Here is a 6,791-nt window from a genome sequence, read left to right as displayed (position 1 = left end):
CGTCAAAATGATGCCTTCCCAAACGATTTTCAATCCAAAGTAGCTTCAACAGATGTTATTGAACAAGAAATAGAAGAACAAATGCGAGGGATTGACCAAACGAAAGCAGGTATTGAAGTCATTAGTAATACCCTTCCCGGCATGCAAGCTATGATGGGTATTTTTGACATGATGAAACAAAAGCTGCAAGAAAAGTTAAACCATCTGCGTGAATTCAATTCTACTTCTAGTAGTAATTATGATACAGCACTTCAACTAGCTGCGAGCATCGCACAAGGTCTTGCAGAAGTTCAAAGCGGAAAAGGTTTTAGTCCCGCATCAGGGACATTTAGCACGCAAGGATTGAATATGGAGTGGACGGGACCTATCCAAAAAATCGCAGAGGAAAAAGCTCGTGAAGCTGAAAGTCTTAAAGATGATAGTCTGTTTGAAGAAGAAGTAATAGAAAAATCCAAATTAGAGAATTTTGGGGATAGTTTTCGGGATGGTGCAAGACAGGGTTTTGGAGATGCATGGGAAGGATTCTTGTCTTTGGGTGAAGGAGAAACATGGGCAAACATAGGTAATTCTTTAATACATCCTATTGATACTCTCAGTACTATGTACAATGTTATATCAGATTCCTTTATGAGAGATGTATGGAATGGTGATTTAGAGAGTAGAGCTAGATGGAGTGGTTATGCACTAGCACAAATTGGTACAGGTTTGCTAGGTACTAAAGGTCTAGATAAAATTACTACACTAGCAAAAGGAGCAAATTTTACAAAAGTAACAGATATTGCAGGAACAATGACACCAAGGTTACAACCTGCTTGGGCAGGTGGGTTTGCAGGTACAGCTATTGAGACAGGAGCCGCCTCTACTGTAGCCTCATCGAGTCATTGGGGACATTACTTAGGTGGACTGGGTAATTATCTCCTGTTTGCTAGACCATCATGGAAAGCATCAGAAAATGAGGTAGGTAAAATATTTGAGGGTTACACAGATCAAGTGGCTTTTAAGGATAGACAAGAGGTGTCTAGATATACGAAGGGCAGCACTAGGCCTGACTTCTACATAGAAGGACATAGTATCGAAGTTAAAAATTACGATGTTTCTACTAAATCAAGAAGAACTAATTTAGTAAATACAATTGTAAAACAAGTGAATGATAGGGTTGCTCACTTGCCTGAAGGAACAAAACAAACTATCATTATAGACATCAGGGGACAAACTGTTTCTAATGATATTTTGAGGGAAATTAGAGCAGAAATAAGTAAAAAAGCTAATACATTACCTGAAATAGAATTTATAAAGGAGGATTAATAGAATGTCAGTCGTAGGATTTAAAGTTGATATGTTTTTCTATGAAGTTGGGCATCCTGACCTATTGCATAGCTTTTTCTCAACAATGTCTTATCATACAGAACCTGAGGGTTGGGGAACTAAATACCCTCTACTAATGAAAGATCTATATTTTGATAAATTAAAATGGAAAGATGCTCCAGAAGCTTTGAAAAATATAGAAGAAATTAGGGAAAAATTAAGTGAAATACCTCCATCAGAAGTAGTATGGGATATTGAGGACATAGCTAAGAGACCTCCTTGGGAAGACAACCTTCCTGAACAGGTAACAAATTTGGAAAACTATTACGCTACTCCTAGAGGAACAACCTTCTTCACTTTATTAATAAATGCTTTAAAAGATTCAATACAAGATAAAATGGATGTAATAATTAAAAAGAAATATAGCTAACCATTTAAAAAAATAGATATTTTAAACACCTTGGGATGAAATTCTGAGGTGTTTTTGTTTTAGAAAAAAAGGAAGAGATTTAGAAATAGAGACTTTATAAAATTCATTTTTTTTAAAACATGGGTATTGATATCCATGCTTTTTATTCAATATATTAAAACTGAATATTCTATTTTTTATTGAAAAATAATTAATCTATTATTTTAATTTATCCGAATTATGTTAATATTTAATTAACAATATGTGGATGAGGAGGATATTATGAACGTATCAGTGAAGGGGAATGAGCAGATTACAAAATTGTTAAATGATTGGTATCAAGAAATAAGAACGCAACATGTAATCAAAGCTACACAACTCAAGAAAGAACTTGATGAAAGAATCCATACTATAGAAGAAGACCAAAATTTACTTCTTTATTACTCTCTTTTGGATTTTAGATATAGAGTTTTAACAGATGGCTTTAGTATTTCAAAGAATTCATTTGATAAAATTGAGTCTTTCACTACACCAACAGATAATTTTTTAGCTTACTATTATCATTTCTTCAAGGCTGTCCATTCTACTATACTTACAAATTACAATGAGGCTAGAAAGCATTATGAAAAAGCAGAAAGCTTATTAGAAAATGTTTCAGATGAAGTGGAACATGCTGAGTTCAATTATAGGGTTGCATCATTTTATTACCAAATGTATCAGCCGCTTTTAGCGATTCAATATGCAAACAAGGCAAATGAAATATTTTCAAAACATGAAGGATATGAGGTTAATGTAGCTTTGTGTGAAAATGTTTTAGGGTTATCTTGTTCAGAGTTAAAACAGCATGAACAAGCAGAGGAATATTTTACTTCTGCAATCAATATCTTACAAAAGGAAGGTAATGAAACCTTAACTTTAAGAGTGAGGCACAATTTGGGATTGCTATATGCAAGTCAAAATCTTTCACCTTTAGCTATTAGGCACTTATCAGAAGTTTCTATAAAAATCCCTAATCATTTTAAATCAATTTTTATAGAAGCAAGAGAACATTACAAATTAGGAGCATTAGAAAAAGCCAGGGAGTTAATTGAAACAGGATTAAAAATTTGTGGAGAATTAGAAAATGATGAGTATAAACATCACTTTTTGATTTTGAATGCATTATGTCAATTTTCAACAGTAGAAAATATAGAAAAAGTGGTTTTGGAAGGAATCCCCTGCTTCGAAAGAGAAAATTTAGTGGAGTATGTTCAAGAGTATAGTGAAATGCTAGCTATGGAATTTCATAAGAAAGGTAATATAGAACAGGCTGAAAAGTATTTTCATAAGGCTTATGAAATAAGACAAAAATTACTAGAAAAAGGAGCATTGAAATAATGAAAAAGCTTAGTTTAACTGTAATGGGATTAGCAGCTGCAGGTGTTTTATCTTTTGGAGCAAGTACCCTTTCTGAATCAAAACAAGCAGGGCATGGAGATTTTCCAGTATCAAAGGCTGATGTTAAACAATATGCTGCTCATGGTGATACACCAGCACCACAAAGACCTGGCTTAACTTATACACATGGAGACCACTTCATTACAAAGAGCACTTACGCTAATAAAGGCGATCTCCCTATCTCTGCCGATGGAGACACTGGTTCTCCTTTTTACACTGAGCATGGCGATGGGAGCGGCGTTATAAATAATAGATCACATGGAGATTCCCCTGCTCCTGCTGATAATAGAGGTGACGGTGGCATTATCAGTAATAAATCTGTAGAAGATCCCGGTGGTGGTATGGTAAGTAATGAATCTGTAGAAGATCCTGGTGGTCATATAGTAAGTAATGAATCGCATAGGGATTCTCCTGCACCTGCTAATAATAAAGGTGACGGTGGTGTACCCGCTTATGGCCATGGGGAACCGTGGGGTGTAGCTGATGGTGATACTGGTTCACATGCTGACTTACCTACCTCTGCTGATGGAAATCACGGTGGTTCTCCTTCTTATGAACACGGTGATACACCAGCACCACAAGCGTAACATTTTAATAGATTTAAAGAATAAGCCGCCCATCTAAAAATGAGCGGCTCTCTTTATTAATACATTTATTGGATGTTACTTTGCACTTCACATCACTATTACTCCCCCTACCCTGCTTAGGAGGAACTCGAAATAAAACAGCGAGGACATAACGAAATTTATTGTCTTCGTTTTTTACAAAATAATCAAGAAAACGTATACAATCTTTTTGATTTTTGTTAAAGAATAATACGAGGAGAATACGTATTTTAGGTTAGATTTTTTATATAGGAGGAACATATATGGAATCTCAGTTTTATGAAGTAATACGGTTTTATGAGGAAAAGATAAGTAACTTTCAGTTATTTTCTAAACGAAATTTGTGGATTATATTCTATTGTATTGGCTTAGTTGCCCTCTTTATATTGGCATTTTTAGGTCCTAAGAGTATGACAGGGCAGTTACTTTTAATAATACTTGTGTTATCTCTAGCTATTCTACAATTTATGTTTATTTATAATATCGAAAAAGAATTTGGAAATCTTAAAGATTTAGGATTTAAAGAAAAAGTAAAAAAGTGTTCTTATTCATTGTTAAATACAAGGTTTTTATTATGTTTTAATGATGGAAAATCTGTTAGAGAAAAAAAGGTAAATGATTTACGTATGTTTTTAAAAGAAGAAGGATTATATAGTAAAGAATATTTGGATGAGTATATAAAATTATTAGAAAAAGAATATCAAAGTCGATTTTCAAGCGGAACAAGCTTGTATTTACTTATAAGTTTTTTTGTTTCAATTTGGACATTTTTTATACAAGTAGTTTGCAATCCTCAGGAATTAGTTAAATCAAACAATCTTGATTTTCTTTATGTAAAATCAATTATTATAATGTTAATAATTATTTTATTTGTGACATACGCTTCATTTAAAATATGTGTTGCTTTTTTAAAACCGATGGTTTTCTTAGTAATTCCTATTAAAAAATATGAAATGTTAGATTTGTTAAGTATCTTAAGAGAAGTATATTTTGAGTGTTTTATTCAAGAATCGAAGAAGCAAAAAAGAATATATAAGGATTTAGTATAAAGGCATACAAAGAGCAATACTTTAAATTCGCATGTAGGCCCGACACGACCAAAAAAAATTGTATGTTAAAGAAATAGTTTACAAAAAACTATCCTCATGTAGGGGTAGTACCATACATCTATCAACTTAAAAATATTCACTATCCTACAAAGTAAAAAACGTTATTCTTTCTAAACAAGTTAGATTATTAGAAGGAATAATACTTTGTATTTTTCTATTTTTATGTTGATTTTACAAAAAATTACTTTTATAATGATTTTGAAAACAAATAAACCATTATAAAAGGAGCTGTTGAAGTGTTTAGAAAAATAAGTATGGCTATTGTTACTATGATTCTGACTCTTTCTGTAACTTTTTTTGGTAGTGATGCACAGGCTGATACTCTTTCGACAAATAATGCTTTAGTATCAGAAGACAATTCTTCTGTTGTATTACAAACATCTGAAGGTAAAGAGGAATCCATTACAACACTTACAACGAAATCATTACCTTGGAACTTTACTTATGAATTTGATTCGAATTTAGATGGTACTACTAGATTTTATTATGATTCTAATAAGGGCCGATTAAAGATACACCTGAAATCTAAAAGTGATGCTTCAGGAGATTTTAAAGTAACACTAATGAAAGATCCAACAGTTGGTTGGGATCATGCAGTTTCTCATACAAATTATCCAAGGAATAGTTCGAAAGGAGTTATTTTTACTAATCAATATGGAGGATCGAAATTGTCTTCTGGTTATTATTGGATAAAATTTGAAAATCCACATCCATGGCCTTATATAACAGGGTCAGGGTCTGCTTATTATACTCGTTAATATAAATACGAAAAAAGAAGACTTAGAGAGAAGAACTAAAGAGGGCACATATGCTCTCTTTTTTCTTTTATGCTTCAACAGAATAGGAGGTACATCAACGATTCTTTACTTTTGGAGTCACTCAAGAAAAATGTGCTTAATAATCCCAGTTTTATAGTTTTTTGTATTCGGTATAGTAAAATGCCATAAAAAACATAGAAATTGCGAGTGGCTCAAAAAAGGAATAATCGTTGACGTACCTCATAAGGTGACTACTGTGTACCAAAATATGCAAACAAAAACAAACCCTCATAACAGAGAGTTTGTTTTCTACAAGAAAATAGGATGATAGGGTATTAGCTATGACAAATTAAATTTATCATATGTTAGATAATTTTGTATTGAGAAATAAAAATGTTATTTTGTTAAGGCGAAAATCAAATTTTCTCACTTTGCGAAGTTAGTAGATCAGTAGTAAGATGTAATGGACCTAGTCAGTCAGCCTTTTCTTTGTTGTAGCTCCGTTTCGCGCGGGGCTATTTTTTTGTAAATATTAGCGATAAAATTCACTACCAGAATATTCTTCTTTAATTTCAACAAAAAACACCTATTGTAATTTATAGGAAAAAACACTATGGTTAAAAATGTAAAAAACAATCAAAAAAGGTGGAATTATTTTATGAACGAAAAAATTTTAAAGGGTATAGCTGTTTTTTGTTTTTTAATCATAGTACTTGCTTTATCAGAATACATGATTGATAGTAAAAATATGCGATTAATTGTAGAATTGCCTATAGTCGCGATAGGCGTTGCAATTATTGTTAAACTTCTTAATCACAAAAGAGCTAGTTAACAAATTAGAATCACCTTATAGGAACAGAGCCGGCTAGAAATAACCGGCTCTTTTTTTATTATCTAAGCCAACTTACATATGACTCATCAAAATACATCCAACCCTCAACGTCCTCGCCAGTTACATAAATCCAGTTTTCATAACGGTAATGTACATCATAAGCAGAACGTTTTGTAATTTTATTGATAACAGTATCACCAGTACTCGCACCTTTTCTGAGATTGATATCAGTACCATTTACCCAAACGACACCTTTGTTTTTGCCGTCTTTATTAATGGATACTACATCATTACGCATCCAATTTTCAGGGTTAACTTTGAACCAAAAGTATTGTC

At 32.6% G+C, this 6,791-nt stretch carries 7 protein-coding genes and 1 pseudogene; 7 read left to right on the top strand and 1 reads right to left on the bottom strand.

Annotated elements, in window-relative coordinates; genetic code table 11:
• The 7 genes from BM350_RS25845 to BM350_RS27200 form a co-directional block, all read left to right on the top strand.
• Nucleotides 1-1,305: cytoplasmic protein (locus BM350_RS25845; protein ID WP_244548087.1), on the top strand; the 1,305-nt coding region annotated here is incomplete at its 5' end.
• A gap of 4 nt (nt 1,306-1,309) precedes the next feature.
• Entirely contained in the window at nt 1,310-1,735 is a 426-nt protein-coding gene (locus BM350_RS25840) for an Imm70 family immunity protein (RefSeq protein ID WP_090913462.1), read from the top strand.
• A gap of 261 nt (nt 1,736-1,996) precedes the next feature.
• Nucleotides 1,997-3,091: a Rap family tetratricopeptide repeat protein gene (locus BM350_RS25835; protein WP_090913461.1), complete on the top strand. Its 1,095-nt coding sequence runs from the start codon at nt 1,997-1,999 to the stop codon at nt 3,089-3,091.
• On the top strand, nt 3,091-3,738 hold the full coding sequence (locus BM350_RS27795; RefSeq protein ID WP_090913459.1) for a Phr family secreted Rap phosphatase inhibitor: 648 nt from the start codon (nt 3,091-3,093) through the stop codon (nt 3,736-3,738). The genes BM350_RS25835 and BM350_RS27795 overlap by 1 nt, the downstream gene beginning before the upstream one ends.
• A 281-nt stretch (nt 3,739-4,019) precedes the next feature.
• Nucleotides 4,020-4,805, top strand: a complete 786-nt coding sequence (locus tag BM350_RS25825) for a hypothetical protein (RefSeq protein WP_090913457.1) — start codon at nt 4,020-4,022, stop codon at nt 4,803-4,805.
• Between the two features lie 314 nt (nt 4,806-5,119).
• Nucleotides 5,120-5,623 carry a hypothetical protein gene (locus BM350_RS25820; protein WP_139232941.1) on the top strand — a complete coding sequence of 168 codons (504 nt, stop codon included), beginning with the start codon at nt 5,120-5,122 and terminating at the stop codon, nt 5,621-5,623.
• A gap of 658 nt (nt 5,624-6,281) precedes the next feature.
• A complete protein-coding gene (locus BM350_RS27200; RefSeq protein WP_170857782.1) occupies nt 6,282-6,455 on the top strand; it encodes a hypothetical protein in 174 nt (57 codons plus the stop codon).
• Nucleotides 6,456-6,513: 58 nt separating this feature from the next.
• Here BM350_RS27200 and BM350_RS25810 read toward each other — a convergent pair.
• Nucleotides 6,514-6,791: pseudogene (locus BM350_RS25810) on the bottom strand (SH3 domain-containing protein); the annotation flags it as partial.

The organism is Bacillus sp. 103mf (genome assembly GCF_900116295.1).
In the GTDB taxonomy this organism is placed as follows: domain Bacteria; phylum Bacillota; class Bacilli; order Bacillales; family Bacillaceae_G; genus Bacillus_A; species Bacillus_A bruguierae.
The sequence above is the reverse complement of the archived record's forward strand: the minus strand, read 5'-3'. Positions and strand labels throughout refer to the sequence as shown.